The organism is Pseudomonas sp. CFBP 8758, from assembly GCF_014841725.1.
GTDB lineage: Bacteria > Pseudomonadota > Gammaproteobacteria > Pseudomonadales > Pseudomonadaceae > Aquipseudomonas > Aquipseudomonas baltica.
This window is the reverse complement of sequence record NZ_JACYUK010000001.1, coordinates 473,253-489,535: the sequence shown is the minus strand read 5'-3', so window position 1 is coordinate 489,535 and position 16,283 is coordinate 473,253. Positions and strand designations below refer to the sequence as shown.

The following is a 16,283-nucleotide window of genomic DNA, read 5'->3' as shown; positions in this document are numbered from 1 at the left end:
CATTCTCCGAGGCCTGGGCGTAAAGGCGCGAGATCGATACCCAGGCGGCGCCGTAAAGAACGCGTAAAGATCGGTGGGTCACATCCTGCCAAGCGCGGCGCATGGGAACGTCGGGGCCGAACGGCTATCATGGCGGCCTTCCCTGCCCCCTGGAGCCTTCATGCGCCTGTTCCACACCTCCGACTGGCACCTCGGCCAAAGCCTGCACGGTCAGGAGCGCGACTTCGAACACGCAAGCTTCCTGCGCTGGTTGCTGCGCCAGCTCGCCGAGCGCCAACCCGACGTGCTGCTGGTGGCAGGCGATATCTTCGACACAGTCAACCCGCCCGTGCGCGCCCAGGAGCGCTTGTACAACTTCATCGTCAGCGCCCACGAGCAGCAGCCGCAGCTGACCATCGTGATGATCGCCGGCAACCATGACTCGGGTTCGCGCATTGAACTGCCTGGGCCGTTGATGCGCCGCCTGCGCACCCATGCGCTGGGCCGGGTGATGTGGCTCGAGGATGGCCGCCTCGACAGCGAACGGCTGTTGCTGCCGCTGCCCGATGCCAAGGGCGAAGTGCAAGCCTGGTGCCTGGCCCTGCCCTTCCTGCGCCCTGCCGAGGTGACCGGCGCAGCCCTGGGCGAGGATTACCTGCAGGGCATCGCCCGTGTGCACGAAATGCTGATTGCCGCCGCCAATGCCCGACGCTCGTCGGGGCAGGCGCTGATTGCCATCAGCCATGCGCACATGGCCGGCGGTTCGGTGTCGATGGAGTCCGAGCGCAGCCTGGTGATCGGCAGCGCCGAGGCCCTGCCGGCCAGCCTGTTCGATGCCAGCATCAGCTACGTTGCCTTGGGCCATCTGCACAAGCCGCAGAAGGTCAACGGCGAATCGCGCATTCGCTACAGCGGTTCACCCATCCCGCTGTCATTTTCCGAAATCGAATACCCGCATCAGATCCTCGAGATCGAATGCGCTGGCGAGCAACTGGTGAGTGTGGAACCGATCCTCATCCCACGCGCCGTCGACCTGCTGCGCATCGGCCCGGCGCCCTTGCCGCAGGTGCGCGAACAGTTACAGCAACTGCCGGACGTGGACCTGTTGGCCGACCTCCTGGGCTATCCCTGGCTGGAAGTGCGAGTGGTACTCGACGAGCCACAACCGGACCTGCGCCAGCACATCGAAACCGCCCTGCAAGGCAAGGCCGTGCGTCTGGTGCGGATCGCCGCCGAGTACGCCGGGCGCGCCAACGCCGACAACGAAGACGTCGGTGCCTTGATCGAACTGGATCAGCTCAGCCCCCACGAACTGTTCAGCCGCGCGTGGCTGGACAGTTATGGCAGCGAGGTGGACGAACAGACCCTGGATGACTTTGCTCGGTTGTTGCAGGAAGTGCAGTTGGAGGGCGAAACCCCATGAAGATCCTGGCCATTCGCCTGAAGAACCTGGCCTCGCTGGCCGGCCCGTTCGAATTGGATTTCACTGCCGAACCACTGGCCAGTGCTGGTCTGTTCGCCATTACTGGCCCCACCGGCGCGGGCAAGAGCACTTTGCTCGATGCCCTGTGCCTGGCCTTGTTCGGCGCCGTGCCGCGCCTGGGCAACGCGTCGCAGAGCGCCAAGGTGCCGGACGCCGATGGCGAGATCGGCAGTTACGACCCGCGCACCTTGTTGCGTCGTGGTACCGGGGCAGGCTACGCGGAAGTGGATTTCCTCGGCGTCGACGCTCGTCGCTATCGCGCGCGCTGGGAAGCCAACCGCGCACGGGACAAACCCGGCGGCAAGTTGCAGAACAGCCGGCAGTCGCTGCGCGACCTGGACAACGACCAGCTACTGGCCAGCCAGAAAGGTGAATACAAGCAACTGCTCGAGGCTCGCCTGGGGCTCAACTTCGAACAGTTCACCCGTGCGGTGATGTTGGCGCAGAGCGAGTTCAGTGCCTTTCTCAAGGCCGATGACAACGAGCGCAGCGAGCTGCTGGAAAAGCTTACCGACACGGCGCTGTACACGCGCCTGGGCAAGCGCGCCTTCGAAAAGAGCCGCGACGCCCGCGAGCAGCTCAAGCACTGGCAAGACCAGGCCACCGGCATCGCGCCACTGGCGGTCGAGGCCCGTACGGCCCTGGACCTGGAGTTCCAGAGCGCCAGCGAGCAACTGCGCCAGCAGCAAGCGCGCCTCAAGGACGTGGAACGGCAGCAGCAGTGGCACCGCGAAGACCAGCGCCTGACCGACGACTGCCAGGCGGCACGGCAGCAGGTGGAAGACGCGTCCCAGGCGTGGGACGCAGGCGCCGAGCAGCGTTTGCAACTGCACATGCTCGAACAACTGGCACCGCAACGCTACTTGTTCGGCCGCGAGCAGGAAGTGCACACCCAACTCCAGCCCCTGGCCGAACGCATCGAGCTGTCGCGTTCGCGGCAGCAACAGCAAGCGCTGCAGCGCCAGCAACTGGACGAGCAACGCGAACAGGCCGAGCGCACGCTGCAACAGGCGTTGGCGCAACAGGCCGAAGCGCAGCCCCGGTTGCAGCAGGCCTTCGACGAGCAGTCGAACCGGAGCCGATTGCAGGCCGAGCTAGAACCCCTGAGCCCAGCGCTGGCCGAAGCCGAGCGGCAGCTTTCGTCCGGGGCGCAGGCGTTGCTGGGCATGGAGCAGCAACAGGCCGAGACTGGCAAACGCCTGCAGCAGGTCGCCGACGCGCTCGAACGCAGCGCCGAGCTGGCACCGCTGGCCACCACCTGGAACGCCTACCTGCCACGCCTGCAGCACGTGGTGACGCTGAGCAGTCGCCTGCGCCAGGGTCAGACCGAGCTGCCAGACTTGCAGGCGCAGGCACACGCCACACAGACGAGCCTGGAAGCGCATCAAACGGACCTTGCCCGCGTCTTTCAGCATGCCCCGTGCGGCGTCGAGGAGCTGCCTGAGCGCTTGCAGCAACTGACCCAACGTCTGCAACAGCAACGCCTGGCGCTGCGCGGTGTACAGGAACTGGAACGGCTGTGGCAGCGGCGCAACGCTGTCCAGGAACGTCTTGAACAAGGACGCCAGCAGCAGGCCACCTTGCTGGCCCGGCGCGAGCAACTGACCGCGCAGGGGCTGGAGGTCCGCGCGGCCCACGAACAGGCCGAGCAAGCCCTGACGTTGACCCTGCAACTGCTCGAACGCCAGCGACTGGCGCGCAGCGAAAGCGTCGAACAGTTGCGCGAACGGTTGCAGCCCGAACAGCCCTGCCCGGTCTGTGGCAGTGTCGAGCACCCCTATCACGCTCCCGAGGCGCTGTTGCAGGCGCTATCGGCCCACGATGACGATGAAGAGCAACGCGCGCGCGCTGCGCTGAAGCCGCTGTCCGAACGCCTGATCGAGCTGCGTACCGAAGTCGGCGCGCTGATCGAGCAGCACAAGCAGCTCAAGGCGCAGGAGCAACAATTGCTCGACCAGCCGGATGGCGCCGAGTTGGCCCGGCATCCGCTCTACCCTGCCCTTGCCGACGCCGAGCCGGCGGATGACTGGCTGCGCGACACCGTGGCCAGCCACACGCGCCTGATCGATGAGGATGAACGGCAGCAGAACAGCCTGCTGGCCTTGCACCAGCAGGCAACCACCTTGCAGCGTGCCGTGGCGCAAGCCGGGGAAACCAGCCAGCAGGCGCGGCAGACGCTGCAGGCGCATCAGGCCCACGTTGACGCCGACCGGCAACGGCTCGACGAAGAGCTGCAGGCGTTGGCCAGCCAGTTGCCCGCCGCTCGCCTGCAGGCCCTGCGCGAGCAACCGGCACAGACGTTCATGGCGCTGGAGCAGAGCATCGGCGAGCGTCTGGCACAGATCGAGCAGCGGGACGAGGAACAGGCCGAGTTCGACACCCGCGCGCGCCGCATCGAGCAGGCCCGCAGCGAGCATGCGCGGCACCAAACCGACTGCGAGCAGCAACGCCAGCGGGTCGCGGCACTGTCCACGCACCTGCAGACCTGCGAAGCACGGCTGCGCGAATTGCTGGGCGAGCATGCCCAGGCTTCCGCTTGGCAGACGGCCTTGCACGATCAGGTCGAGACGGCGCGCGAGCAGGAACGGCAAGTCGACCGCCAGCAACAGGATCTACGAACCCAGACAGTGCAGACCGCCAGCGCCCTGGAGGCCGACACTCAGCAGCAGGCCCAACTGCAGCGAGTCCTGGCCGACGTGCAGCAAGCCCTGCACGCCTGGCGCGAGCAGCGTCCGCAACTGGACGACGATGGGTTGCGGGCACTGCTCGCCATCAATGAACCCCAGGTCGATGCGCTGCGCAGCCGCCTGCAAACCACGGAAAGGGCCTTGGAACAGGCGCGCATCCGCTTGCACGAACGCGAACAGCGACAGCAGGCCCATCGCGCAGAGCTCGACGCGATCGCCAGCGCCGAAGCACTGGACGCACAACACGCCGCCCTGCTGCTGGACGCCGAACGGCAGGAACATCACTGCGCCGAACTGCGCGCCCGGCAGACCGAAGACCAGCGCCGGCACGGTGCCAACCAGGCCCTGCAGACGCAGATTGCCGAGGCCGATGCGCTCTACCAGCGCTGCGCGCGACTGGCGGCGCTGATCGGCTCGGCCGAGGGCGATCGCTTCCGCAAGATTGCCCAGGCCTACAACCTCGATTTGCTGGTGCACCACGCCAACGTGCAACTGCGCCAACTGGTGCGGCGCTACCGGCTCAAGCGCGGCGGCAGCATGCTCGGGTTGCTGGTGCTGGACACGGAAATGGGCGACGAACTGCGCTCGGTGCATTCGTTGTCGGGCGGGGAAACGTTTCTGGTTTCACTGGCATTGGCTTTGGGCCTGGCGTCGATGGCCTCGAGCACACTGCGCATCGAGTCGCTGTTCATCGACGAAGGCTTCGGCAGCCTCGACCCCGAGTCGCTGCAGCTGGCCATGGACGCCCTCGACGGCCTGCAGGCGCAGGGCCGCAAAGTGGCAGTGATTTCCCACGTGCAGGAGATGCACGAGCGCATTCCGGTGCAGATTCAGGTGCGGCGCCTGGGCAACGGCTTGAGCAGCGTGCAGGTCACAGGCTGAGGCGGCGTTCCCCCGGTTGCGCGCACTGCCGCGCAGCCGGGGGTCAACAGCCGACCATCACCGGGTCAGGAATTTCACGTCCGAGGGGGCATCCTGCGCGAAGCGCTGCACCGTCTCACCCAGCATGCCGGTGCTCGCATCGCGCTTGAGCACGGTGATCTGGTTGCTTTTCTGGTTGGCGATCAACAGGAAGTGGCCGGTAGGGTCGAGGGTGAATTCACGCGGATGATCGCCGTCCACGTCACGACGCTGGATTTCCTCGAGCTGGCCATTGCCGGCTGCAACGCTGAACACCAACATCTGATTCGCCGTGCCGCGGTTGCTCACATAGAGAAAGCGGCCATCGGCCGACAGGTGCAACGCGCCGCTGGCGCTTTGCTTGCCGGCCGTGCCCAGTTCGAGCAGTTGCTGGCGTACCAGGTTGCCGTCCCTGACGTCGAACATGGCCAGTTGACCGCTCATTTCCAGGGTCAGGTAGGCGTGCTTGCCATCGCGACTGAACAGCAGATGACGCGGGCCACTGCCGTCCGGCAGCTGGACCGAGGCAGGTTGCGCCGGCACCAGTGGGCGCTCGGCAGACTCGGGCTGGTAGCGGTACACGTAGACCCGGTCGGCGCCCAGGTCGCTGGCATAGACGTAGTTGCCGGAGGGCAGCGATACCACCGAATGCACATGCGGCCCGGCTTGACGCTCGGGATTCACCTGGCTGGCAACGTGCTTGAGCTGTTGCACCACCTCGCTGAGCGTGCCGTTCTCGGCCACCTTGAACACGCTCAGGCTGCCACCTGGGTTGGCGTTCACGGCATAGTTGGAAACGAACAGGTAGCGCCCGTCCTGGCTCAGGCTGGAATGGGTTGGCTCATCGCCACGGGTCGCGACTTGGCTGACCTGGTTGAGTTCGTGGGTGTTGCCGTCCACTGTGAAACTGCTGACCTTGCCGACCACCTCTTTCTGCCCGGGGCCGTTTTCGTTGACCACGAACAGGCGCCGCTGGTCCTGGGACAAGGTCAGCCAGGACGGGTTGGAACTCTTGAATGTCTGCCGTGGCTGCGCCTCGATCTGGCCGGTAGCACTGTCGAAGGCATAGCGGTAGATGCCTTCGCTGGCGCCCTGGGTATAGGTGCCCACCAGCAGGTCGTATTTTTCGGCTGCGCCGGCGTGCAGTGAGGTCAGGACCAAACCGTTGACAAGCATAGATAGCAGAACTCGCTTCATGAAGGTCTCTCCGAGCCTGTTGTGAGTGGCCGATTTTTCGTGGCACCGAGTGTTGTAGCGGCAGCAGGAGCGAACGTGGATCGGACTCTAGAGACCGCCGCGTTCAAGCCTGGGTTTCATCTTCTTCGTCGCGGGCCGAAAACGCGCTGAGGCACGTCAGTTGGTGAGACACGCCGGCCTGGCTGATGACGAAGCTGTTCGGTTCGGCGCCGGGCTGGGCGGCCTGCTGTTCTTGCAGGGTGAACTGCCAGCGCTTGAGTTCGCGGCCGTCCATGCACTGGATGTGCAGGGTGTGCTCCTCGTCGAAGGAAAAATCGAAGGCGTGCAGGGTGTCGATCAGCAGCATGTCGCAGGTTTGCAGCGCGATAGGCAGACTCATGGTCGGATCTCCGGGGTGATGTCCGACCATGATAACCGCGATGTGCGCCTCTGGCCTGCTCGCCCGCACGCGCTACAGGATGCCCACGCTGCCCGGCGTGAAGGCGGCCTCGGCCTGGCCGACGCTGTTCACCAGCGGCGCGCCGAAGGCGGGCAGGCTGATCTCGAACTGGTCACCCAGCTGGGTGACGACGCCGTCGGCGAACGACAGCGTGGCGGTGCCGAAGAAGTGCACATGCACATCGCCAGGGTTGAGAAACTGCGCGTACTTGAAATGGTGGTACTCGAGGTTGTCGAAGCTGTGGCACATGTTCGCTTCGCCACTGAGAAATTCCTTCTCCCAGATCACCTCGCCAGCCCGGCGGATACGGCTGGTGCCGGACAGGTGCTCGGGCAGCTCGCCCACGCGCAGCTCGGGGCCATAGCTGCAGCTGCGCAGCTTGGAATGGGCGAGGTAAAGGTAGTTCTTGCGCTCCATCACGTGGTCGGAGAACTCATTGCCCAGGGCGAACCCCACGCGATACGGCCGTCGATCCGGGCCGATCACGTACAACCCACCCAGTTCGGGCTCTTCGCCAGCGTCTTCGGCGAACGGCGGCACCGGGAACGCCTGGCCAGGCCGTACGACAATGCTGCCATCGCCTTTGTAGAACCACTCCGGCTGCACGCCGGGCTGGCCCGCACGAGGCTTGCCGCCCTCCACGCCCCACTGGAATACCTTCATGCTGTCGGTAACGGCGGCGTCACCGCTTTGCTGGTGCATCTTGTCGCGGGTGGCGGCGCTGCCCAGGTGGGTCAGGCCGGTGCCGGTCACCAGCATATGGGCTGGGTCGGGGTGGTCCAGGGGCGCAAGGATACGGCCCTGCTCGAGCAGATGCGCGTAGTCATGGTGCTCACCCAGGCCACACCCATCTACCGCCTGAGCCAGGTCGTGGCCCGCAGCGATGGCTGTCATGGCCAACTCGCGAACGCTGTCAGCGCCGCGCACTTCGTGCACGCGGTCGCCATCGACCAGACCCACCCGACGTTGACCGTCGTTCAATTCAAATTGCACCAGATGCATGGTTGCTTCCTCTTGCTGGGTTCAGGAACGGGCGCTGGCGGCGAACGCATCGGCCGGCAGCACGTGGCGGCGCTCCAGGAGCTGGTAGACCACTGCGGTCAGCAGCAGCCCGAACACCATCACGCCGCTGAGAAAATACAGGCCGCTGGCCAGGTTGCCGGTGTACTCCTTGAGCGCGCCGATCACGAACGGCCCGATGTAGCCGCCCAGGTTGCCTACCGAGTTGATCAGGGCAATACCTGCCGCCGCACTGGCGCCGGCGAAGAAGCGGCCCGGCAGGGTCCAGAACACCGCCGTGCAGGAGAACAGGCTGAACGCTACCAGGCACAAAGCCGCCAGCTGCGCCGCCGGCACACTCAGCCAGGCGCTGAGGAACAGGCCGACTGCGCCCAGCACGTACAGCACGGCCAGGTGCCCGTAGCGGTCGTTGAGGCGATCGGAACTGCGCGGGATGAGCAACAGACCGACGATGCCGAATACATAAGGCACCGACGACACGAAACCGGTGGTCAGGTCACTGCCGCCGAACTGTTTGATCAGGGTCGGCAACCACAGGCCCAGGCCATAGATGCTCAAGGTGACCGGCAGGTAGAACAGCGCCAGCAGCAACACGCGAAAATCCTTGAGCGCGTGCAGCGGGTTGCCATGCCGGGTCTGCCCATAGGCCTGCAGGTCCTTCTCGAGTTCGCTGGCCAGCCAGTTCTTTTCCTCCTGGTTCATCCATTTGACCTGCTGCGGGCCGTCGGGCAGCCAGCGCAGCACCGGCCAGGTGAGGAGGATGGCCGGGGTGCCGATGACGATGAACAGCCATTGCCAGCCATGCAGGCCCAGTACGCCGTCCATGCCCAGCAGCGCACCGGACACTGGCCCGGTGATCATCATGGCGATGGGCTGGGACAGGATAAACAGGCCGAGGATCTTGCCGCGATGACGGACCGGAAACCACTGCGTGATGTAGTACAGCACGCCGGGGAAGAAGCCCGCTTCGGCAGCGCCCAGCAGAAAGCGCATGACATAGAAGCTGTGCGGCCCCTGCACGAAGGCCATGCCGATGGTGATGGCGCCCCAGGTGATCATGATGCGCGCGAACCAGCGGCGTGCGCCGAAGCGTTCGAGCATCAGGTTGCTGGGAATTTCCAGGAGGAAGTAGCCGATGAAGAACAAGCCGGCACCCAGGCCGTAGGCCGCATCGCCGATGCCCACGTCTGCGCCCATGTGCAGCTTGGCGAAGCCCACTGCGGAGCGATCCACGTAGGCGATCAGGTACAGCAGAATCAGGAACGGAATCAATTTGAAGGTGATGCGGCGTATAAGCCCCAATTCCTGGCTCATGGGATCGATCTCCACTTTCTTGTTCTTATGGTCGTTGACGTGCGACGGCTGTACGGACACTCGCCGGTGTCTCGCTGAAACCTGCAGCCCTCATTGAAATCGACTTTATAGTATTACTATTTACTGCACAAGCTCTTCCAATCGTCGTTTCAATGGCCTATTTTTAGGGCATACACAAAAACAAGTCTTACAATAAGAGAGCCACCATGCCTGATAACAAAACGCCCCTGCGCTCGGCCCAATGGTTCGGTACGGCAGACAAGAACGGCTTCATGTACCGCAGCTGGATGAAAAACCAAGGCATCGCCGACCACCAGTTCAACGGCAAGCCGATCATCGGCATCTGCAACACCTGGTCCGAGCTGACGCCGTGCAACGCCCACTTCCGTACCATCGCCGAACACGTCAAGCGGGGCGTGATCGAAGCCGGTGGTTTTCCGGTGGAATTCCCGGTGTTCTCCAACGGCGAGTCCAACCTGCGGCCCACGGCGATGCTGACCCGCAACCTGGCCAGCATGGATGTAGAGGAAGCCATCCGCGGCAACCCGATCGACGGCGTGGTGCTGCTCACCGGCTGCGACAAGACCACCCCTGCCCTGCTGATGGGCGCGGCGAGCTGCGACGTGCCGGCCATCGTGGTCACGGGCGGGCCGATGCTCAACGGCAAGCACAAGGGCAAGGACATCGGTGCCGGCACCATCGTCTGGCAGATGCATGAGTCGTACAAGGCCGGCCAGATCAGCCTGGACGAGTTTCTGTCGGCCGAAGCCGGCATGTCGCGCTCGGCCGGTACCTGCAACACCATGGGCACGGCCTCCACCATGGCCTGCATGGCCGAGGCACTGGGCACCTCGCTGCCGCACAATGCGGCCATTCCGGCGGTGGATTCGCGCCGCTACGTGCTGGCGCACATGTCCGGCATGCGGGCGGTGGAGATGGTCCGCGAAGACTTGCGCCTGTCGAAGATCCTGACTAAAGAGGCGTTCGAAAACGCCATCCGGGTCAATGCGGCCATTGGCGGATCGACCAATGCGGTGATCCATCTCAAGGCGATTGCCGGGCGTATCGGCGTCGAGCTGGAACTCGATGACTGGACCCGTATCGGCCGTGGCACACCCACCCTGGTGGACCTGCAGCCTTCCGGACGCTTCCTGATGGAGGAGTTCTACTATGCCGGCGGCCTGCCAGCGGTGTTGCGACGTCTGGGTGAAAACAGCCTGATTCCTCATCCGGATGCCTTGACGGTCAACGGTCAGTCGCTGTGGCAGAACGTGCAGCATTCGCCGATCTATGGCGAGGACGAGGTGATCCGCGCTATCGACAACCCATTGGTGGCCGACGGCGGAATCTGCGTGTTACGCGGTAACCTGGCGCCGCTGGGGGCAGTGCTCAAGCCTTCGGCCGCGACCCCGGCGCTGATGACCCATCGCGGCCGCGCAGTGGTGTTCGAAAACTTCGACATGTACAAGGCACGCATCAACGATCCGGACCTGGACGTGGACGCCAGCTCCATCCTGGTCATGAAGAACTGTGGACCCAAGGGTTATCCAGGCATGGCCGAGGTCGGCAACATGGGCCTGCCGGCCAAGCTGCTGGCACAGGGAGTGACCGATATGGTGCGCATTTCGGATGCGCGCATGAGCGGCACGGCCTACGGCACGGTGGTGCTGCACGTGGCGCCGGAAGCGGCCGCCGGGGGCCCGCTGGCAGTGGTTCGCGAGGGTGATTTCATCGAGCTGGACTGCGCCAGCGGACGGTTGCACCTGGACATCTCCGACAGCGAGCTGCAGGCCCGCCTGGCCGACTGGCAGGCACCGGCGCAATCGTTGCTGGTGGGCGGCTATCGGCAGCTGTACATCGACCACGTGATGCAGGCAGACCAGGGCTGTGATTTCGATTTCCTGGTCGGCTGCAGGGGGTCCGAGGTGCCGCGGCATTCGCATTGACCCCCCCGCCCCGCCGGCCTGTAGGAGCGGCCAGTGGCCGCGAAAAGAGCACCGCGGTGTGACAGGTATACCGTGGTGAATTTTTCGCGGCCGATGACCGCTCCTACGGAATAGGCGGTGATTGGGCATAAAAAAACCCGACTCCAGGTCGGGTTTTTGCATCGCAGTCAAGCAGGCCGGAAGCTTACTTGGCGCGACCTTTGTACGAACCGCCTTCACGGGTGTCGATCTCGATCATGTCGCCGATCTCGATGAAGTCCGCAACGCTCAGCTCGGTACCGTTCTTCAGTTTGGCAGGCTTCATCACCTTGCCCGAAGTGTCGCCGCGAGCGGAACCTTCGGTGTAGTCGACCTGGCGCACGATGGTGGTCGGCAGCTCGACGCTGACTAGACGCTCTTCGAAGAACACGGCTTCGCAGACGTCGGTCATGCCTTCTTCCACGAATGGCAGAACGGCCTCGATGTCTTCGGCGTTCAGTTCGTACATGGTGTAGTCGGTGGTATCCATGAACGTGTAGCTGTCACCGCTGATGAACGACAGGGTCGCTTCCTTGCGGTCCAGGATCACGTCGTCCAGCTTGTCGTCGGCACTGTAGACGGTTTCGGTCTTGTAGCCGGTCAGCAGGTTCTTCAGCTTGGTCTTCATGATCGCGCTGTTACGGCCCGACTTGGTGAATTCAGCTTTCTGAACCAACCAAGGGTCGTTGTCGATACGGATCACGGTACCGGGTTTCAGTTCTTTACCAGTTTTCATTACGAATATCCGAATTTGGATGGTGATTTACAAAAATCTAGGCCGCGTATCATAGCCAATTTCGGTAAAACTGCACCAGCGTCGTTGCAAGATCAGGCTGAGCGGCCTGTGTGGCGCACCATTGCCGCGCGTGCGCGACCAGTTCCGGCCAGTGCCGAACGGCCTCGCGCCATGCCGGGCCGATGTCGGCGCCCTCCACGCTCTGGTTCCAGGCCCGCCACAGCCCGCGCAACGCGGCATAGGCTGCGGGCGAGAGGCCCTGGCCGTAGCGATCGAGAAACGCCTCGAGTTTTTCCCAGTGCGCGTATTCCTCCTGGACATAGATATGCCAGACCATCGGTGCGGCCGCCCACTGGGCGCGAACGAACGAGTCCTCACCGCGCACGGCATTGAAATCGCAGCACCACAGCAGCCGGTCGTACTCGCTCTGACGGACGAACGGCAGCACCTGCACCTTCAGGCTGCCCCGTTGTACCTGGCTGCCGACGTCCAGCGATGCCTCGCCCAACCATTGGCGCACGTCGGCCAGCACTCGGCCTTCGGGGACCAGCAGGTGGTTGCTGCGCGTGTCATCGGCCAGGGCATCCAGCCACGACCCCAGCCCGCTGTGCTCATAGGCGAACAACGACAACAGGCGGGCATCGGGCTGGGGCTCGACGCCCAGCCCGGCCAGAAACGTCTGCCGTGCTGCGGGATCGGCTTCGAAGGCCTTGCGGTGCTCGACCAGGCAGGCTTCGCGCAGCAAACCGCCGGTACCGGTGGTGAAGCCGGGAAAGAAGAAGAACTTGCGCAGCCCACCCGGCTGCGGCGACGGCAGGCCATGGCAGCCATCGACCCAGGTTTCGGCGCTGAGGTAATCAAGGTTCAACCACAACGGGGACCGGCGGCGCGCTGCCATGGCGTCGACGTATTCAGGAGGCAGCTTGCAGGCGAAGGCACCTACCACCACATCGGCAACCTCGGTGGCCTGCCATTCGCCGCGCCAATGGCGGACTTCCACGCCGTCGTGCCACTGCTGCGGCTGTTCGGCGCTGGCGGCAGGCCACAGACGGGCGAATGGCACCAAGTCGTCGACCCACAGGCGCACCTGCATACCGTGTTCGACCTGCAGTTGGCGGGCCAGGCGCCAGGTGATGCCGATGTCGCCGTAGTTGTCCACGACCGTGCAGAAAATGTCCCAGGTGGCCTTCATGGCTGACTCCAACGCAAACGTTTACACAAAGCCGGCTATTGTCCGCATAAACGTCCGCGCACAGAAGCACTAAAGGCGGTTCGTGCGACAATTGCCCGCTCGTTCCCACCGTCAGTCCAACCATGAACAAACCTGCCCTGTTGCAAGCCATCATCGAACGCCTGACCGTTGATCTGGACGTGGCTCAGCGTGCCGCGCAGACGGCCTATGAAACCGCCACCCATGAAGAGAACGTGGCCGAGAACAAGTACGACACGCTCGGGTTGGAGGCGTCCTACCTGGCCACCGGGCAAGCGCGGCGCATGGAAGAGATTCGCCACGGGCTGGCGAAATTCCGTGCACTGCAGTTGCGTGATCTTCAGGCAGGGATCGAACTGGGCGCACTGGTGGCGCTGGATTCGGAAAGCGGTGTGCGCCAGTGGTTTTTCCTGGGGCCCGATGCGGCGGGGTTGAAGCTGGATTTCGAAGGCTGCCCGGTCATGGTCATCACCCCGCGCTCGCCCTTGGGGCAAAGCCTGTTGGGCAAGAGCGTGGATGATGAGGTCAGCATGGCGGGCAATGTTCAGGTCATTGCCCAGGTGATTTGACGCCCGGCGCAAGTAGACACACCGCGTGAACCGTTGACGCGGTTTGCCTGGTACACCGCGTGCAACATTGACGCTGCGATCCCCTGTAGCAGCGGCGCAAGCCGCGTCCGGCCTCGACGCGGTTCGCCGGGTACACGGCATGGGGGTTACTTCTTGTCGGGCAGGGCGTAGGCGATCACGTAGTCACCGCGATCCGGCGACTGGCGCGCACCACCGGCGGTGATGACCACATATTGCTTGCCGGTCTTGGGCGAAACAAAGGTCATCGGGCCGCCCTGGCTGCCAACCGGCAGACGGGCTTTCCACGCCTCTTCACCCGTCGCCGAGTTGAACGCACGCAGGTAGTAATCCTGGGTACCGGCAATGAACACCAGGCCGCCCTGGGTCGACAGCGTGCCGCCCAGTGTCGGCATGCCGATTGGAAGCGGCAGGTGCATTTTCACCCCCATCGGCCCGGTATCTTCCACGGTCCCCACTGGCACCTGCCAGGCAACTTTCTGGGTCTTCATGTCGATTGCGGTCAAGGTACCGAACGGCGGCGCCTGGCACGGAATGCCGGCGATGGATAGGAAGCGGTTCTTGTTCACCGCATACGGCGTGCCCTTGAGCGGTACCGCGCCCATGCCGGTGTTGAGCGCTTCGCCACCCGAAGACGCCTTGGCATCCTTCTGCTGAGGCACCATCTGTACCCACAGGCCCAGACGCATGTCATTCACGAAGATGAAGCCATGCACCGGATCGGTCGACAGGCTGCCCCAGTTCATCCCACCCAGAGACCCTGGGAAGCTGAGCGACACATCGGTACCCGGCGCGGTGTACAGACCCTCATAGCGCATTTTCTTGAACGAGATCCGGCACAGCATCTGGTCGAACGGAGTCGCACCCCACATGTCCGACTCGGTCAGGTGTTGCGCGCCGATCTGCGGCATGCCCACCGACAACGGCTGGGTCTTGGCATAGGGTTCGCCAGGAATGTCCGAGCCCTTGACTGGAATGTCCTGCACGGCCGTCAGCGGTTGACCGGTCGCGCGGTCCAGCACATAGATCTGCCCCGCCTTGGTGCCGATCACCACTGCCGGCACACTGCTGCCGTCAGGCTTGGGGAAGTCCATCAGGGTTGGCTGCATGGGCAGGTCGAAGTCCCAGAGGTCGTTGCGCACGGTCTGGTAGACCCACTTCTCTTCACCGGTGGTCGCGTTCAACGCCAGGATCGAAGCACCATAGCGGTGATTCAGCGGCGTGCGCTCGACACCGTAGATATCGGTCGACGAACTGCCCATGGGCAGGAACACGGTGTTCATCTTCGGATCGTACGACATCGGTGCCCAGCTGTTGGGCGTGCTGCGCACATAGGTGTTGTCGCCGGTCGGCGCCTGCTTGTCCTCGGGGTTGCCCGGATCGAACGCCCAGCGCATTTCGCCAGTGACCACATCGAAACCGCGGATTACACCGCCCGGCATGTCCGCCTGGACGTTGTCGGCGACACGACCACCGACCACTACCGTGGTACCGGCCATCAACGGCGCGGAGGACAACTGATAGTAGGAATCCGGGACATTCCCCAGGCCCGCTTTCAGGTCCACCTGACCCTTGTTGCCAAAACCTTCACAGAACTCGCCCGTGTCGGCATCCACGGCAATCAGGCGAGCATCGATGGTGTTGGTCAACAAGCGACGCTGGCAATTGGCACCCGGCGCGACCGCAACGGCCTTGACCGGCGTATTGCCTTCGCTCGACTCCACCACCGCACTGCTGGCGTCGAAGTAGGCCAGGCCACGGCAACGCTGCCAGACCGCAGCCTGAGCATTGATCTGGTTTTTCCACAGCTCTTTGCCGGTGTCGGCGTTCAGCGCAATGATGTTGTTGTGCGGAGTGCAGATGAACACCTTGTCACCCACCTGCAGCGGCGTGGCCTGGTCTTCAGCGCCGTTGCCATTGCTGATGGCGACGTCACCGGTGTGGTAGGTCCAGGCTGGAACCAGATCGGCGACGTTGTCGCGATTGATCTGGTCGAGAGCGGCGAAGCGGTTGCCGCCTTCATCGTTGCCGTAATGGGCCCAGTCCTTCTGCGCGTTGGCCGGCGTGACCTGGGTCAGGCCTGGGCCTTCGCCGGTCGGGGCGACCGAGGCATGCGGCACGAACATGCCGGCGGCGCCCGCCATGACGGCCACGGCCAGCAGCGCGCCGAGCGCATAGCCGGCGCGACCGCCGTTCAGCCCGTTGGCGCGACGCAAGGTCGGATAGGCCAGTGCCACCACCAGGCTCAGCACCCCAAGCGCGAACAGACGGGAAATCTGCGGCCAGAAGTTGAGCCCGGCGTCGACCAGCGCCCAGATCACCGACAGCACCATGACCGCTGCGAACAGCCATGCGCCGAGCAGGCGCGACTTGAACAGGGCAATGGCGGCGACGGTCATGCCCAGGCCAGCCAGCAGGAAATACCAGCTGCCGCCCAGGGTGGCCAGGTAGCCACCGCCAGCCAGGTAGAGCAGTCCGAATACGAGTACGCCCAAGGCAGCGACCCAGATGGGCCAGCGGCGCACCGCTGGTGAAGGTTGAGGCTTAGTCATGTTGCATGATCCTGTTGACGCATGAACGTTTCTGGAAGGTTGAGCAAAGTGTAGGCAAGCCTGTGCGACATGCTTGTCGGGACGATCTCGGTGAATACTTCCACGACCTGCACGGCCTCCCGGCCGTGTTCCACAAAGGACTGCCGGATGCCGCCACAGCATTAACTAATTAGTTAGTTACACAACGATATCAAAAAAAACCGGCAGCTGCGACA

At 64.0% G+C, this 16,283-nt stretch carries 11 protein-coding genes; 4 read left to right on the top strand and 7 right to left on the bottom strand.

Annotation, left to right across the window (positions count from 1 at the left end):
* Positions 1-160: 160 nt before the first annotated feature.
* Both IFT75_RS02360 and IFT75_RS02355 read left to right on the top strand, forming a co-directional pair.
* Complete coding sequence (locus IFT75_RS02360) at positions 161-1,402, top strand: exonuclease SbcCD subunit D C-terminal domain-containing protein (protein ID WP_192053113.1); 1,242 nt, start codon at positions 161-163, stop codon at positions 1,400-1,402.
* Positions 1,399-5,031: an AAA family ATPase gene (locus tag IFT75_RS02355; RefSeq protein WP_192053111.1), complete on the top strand. Its 3,633-nt coding sequence runs from the start codon at positions 1,399-1,401 to the stop codon at positions 5,029-5,031. The genes IFT75_RS02360 and IFT75_RS02355 overlap by 4 nt, the downstream gene beginning before the upstream one ends.
* Positions 5,032-5,088: 57 nt before the next feature.
* Here IFT75_RS02355 and IFT75_RS02350 read toward each other — a convergent pair whose 3' ends face one another.
* The 4 genes from IFT75_RS02350 to IFT75_RS02335 all read right to left on the bottom strand — a co-directional run bounded on the left by IFT75_RS02350 (position 5,089) and on the right by IFT75_RS02335 (position 9,019).
* The gene (locus tag IFT75_RS02350) at positions 5,089-6,225 is read right to left on the bottom strand and encodes a lactonase family protein (protein WP_274605302.1); all 1,137 of its coding nucleotides are present in this window, start codon (positions 6,223-6,225) and stop codon (positions 5,089-5,091) included.
* 124 nt (positions 6,226-6,349) lie between these two features.
* Positions 6,350-6,625: a DUF5629 family protein gene (locus tag IFT75_RS02345; RefSeq protein WP_122476122.1), complete on the bottom strand. Its 276-nt coding sequence runs from the start codon at positions 6,623-6,625 to the stop codon at positions 6,350-6,352.
* Between the two features lie 72 nt (positions 6,626-6,697).
* The gene (araD1, locus tag IFT75_RS02340) at positions 6,698-7,687 is read right to left on the bottom strand and encodes an AraD1 family protein (RefSeq protein ID WP_192053105.1); all 990 of its coding nucleotides are present in this window, start codon (positions 7,685-7,687) and stop codon (positions 6,698-6,700) included.
* Positions 7,688-7,708: 21 nt separating this feature from the next.
* Positions 7,709-9,019, bottom strand: a complete 1,311-nt coding sequence (locus tag IFT75_RS02335; RefSeq protein ID WP_192053103.1) for an MFS transporter — start codon at positions 9,017-9,019, stop codon at positions 7,709-7,711.
* A gap of 206 nt (positions 9,020-9,225) precedes the next feature.
* On the opposite strand from IFT75_RS02335, the gene IFT75_RS02330 reads away from it, so the two are divergent.
* Positions 9,226-10,965: an IlvD/Edd family dehydratase gene (locus tag IFT75_RS02330; RefSeq protein ID WP_192053101.1), complete on the top strand. Its 1,740-nt coding sequence runs from the start codon at positions 9,226-9,228 to the stop codon at positions 10,963-10,965.
* Between the two features lie 184 nt (positions 10,966-11,149).
* Here IFT75_RS02330 and IFT75_RS02325 read toward each other — a convergent pair whose 3' ends face one another.
* Together IFT75_RS02325 and earP are read right to left on the bottom strand one after the other, a co-directional pair.
* Complete coding sequence (locus IFT75_RS02325) at positions 11,150-11,719, bottom strand: elongation factor P (RefSeq protein ID WP_049858924.1); 570 nt, start codon at positions 11,717-11,719, stop codon at positions 11,150-11,152.
* Between the two features lie 49 nt (positions 11,720-11,768).
* Positions 11,769-12,911 carry an elongation factor P maturation arginine rhamnosyltransferase EarP gene (earP, locus tag IFT75_RS02320; RefSeq protein ID WP_192053099.1) on the bottom strand — a complete coding sequence of 381 codons (1,143 nt, stop codon included), beginning with the start codon at positions 12,909-12,911 and terminating at the stop codon, positions 11,769-11,771.
* Positions 12,912-13,033: 122 nt separating this feature from the next.
* Here earP and IFT75_RS02315 point away from each other — a divergent pair, with 122 nt between their 5' ends.
* Positions 13,034-13,498, top strand: a complete 465-nt coding sequence (locus tag IFT75_RS02315; RefSeq protein WP_122476129.1) for a GreA/GreB family elongation factor — start codon at positions 13,034-13,036, stop codon at positions 13,496-13,498.
* Positions 13,499-13,644: 146 nt separating this feature from the next.
* Here the strand turns inward: IFT75_RS02315 and IFT75_RS02310 are convergent, their stop codons facing one another.
* Positions 13,645-16,068 carry a glucose/quinate/shikimate family membrane-bound PQQ-dependent dehydrogenase gene (locus tag IFT75_RS02310; RefSeq protein ID WP_192053097.1) on the bottom strand — a complete coding sequence of 808 codons (2,424 nt, stop codon included), beginning with the start codon at positions 16,066-16,068 and terminating at the stop codon, positions 13,645-13,647.
* Between the last annotated feature and the right edge of the window lie 215 nt (positions 16,069-16,283).

Coding starts and splice junctions, on each gene's coding strand:
- IFT75_RS02345 (WP_122476122.1), bottom strand. CDS start 6,625: ATGAGTCTGCCTATCGCGCTGCAAACCTGCGACATGCTGCTGATCGAC.
- IFT75_RS02355 (WP_192053111.1), top strand. CDS start 1,399: ATGAAGATCCTGGCCATTCGCCTGAAGAACCTGGCCTCGCTGGCCGGC.
- araD1 (WP_192053105.1), bottom strand. CDS start 7,687: ATGCATCTGGTGCAATTTGAATTGAACGACGGTCAACGTCGGGTGGGT.
- IFT75_RS02315 (WP_122476129.1), top strand. CDS start 13,034: ATGAACAAACCTGCCCTGTTGCAAGCCATCATCGAACGCCTGACCGTT.
- IFT75_RS02325 (WP_049858924.1), bottom strand. CDS start 11,719: ATGAAAACTGGTAAAGAACTGAAACCCGGTACCGTGATCCGTATCGAC.
- IFT75_RS02350 (WP_274605302.1), bottom strand. CDS start 6,225: ATGCTTGTCAACGGTTTGGTCCTGACCTCACTGCACGCCGGCGCAGCC.
- IFT75_RS02330 (WP_192053101.1), top strand. CDS start 9,226: ATGCCTGATAACAAAACGCCCCTGCGCTCGGCCCAATGGTTCGGTACG.
- IFT75_RS02335 (WP_192053103.1), bottom strand. CDS start 9,019: ATGAGCCAGGAATTGGGGCTTATACGCCGCATCACCTTCAAATTGATT.
- earP (WP_192053099.1), bottom strand. CDS start 12,911: ATGAAGGCCACCTGGGACATTTTCTGCACGGTCGTGGACAACTACGGC.
- IFT75_RS02310 (WP_192053097.1), bottom strand. CDS start 16,068: ATGACTAAGCCTCAACCTTCACCAGCGGTGCGCCGCTGGCCCATCTGG.
- IFT75_RS02360 (WP_192053113.1), top strand. CDS start 161: ATGCGCCTGTTCCACACCTCCGACTGGCACCTCGGCCAAAGCCTGCAC.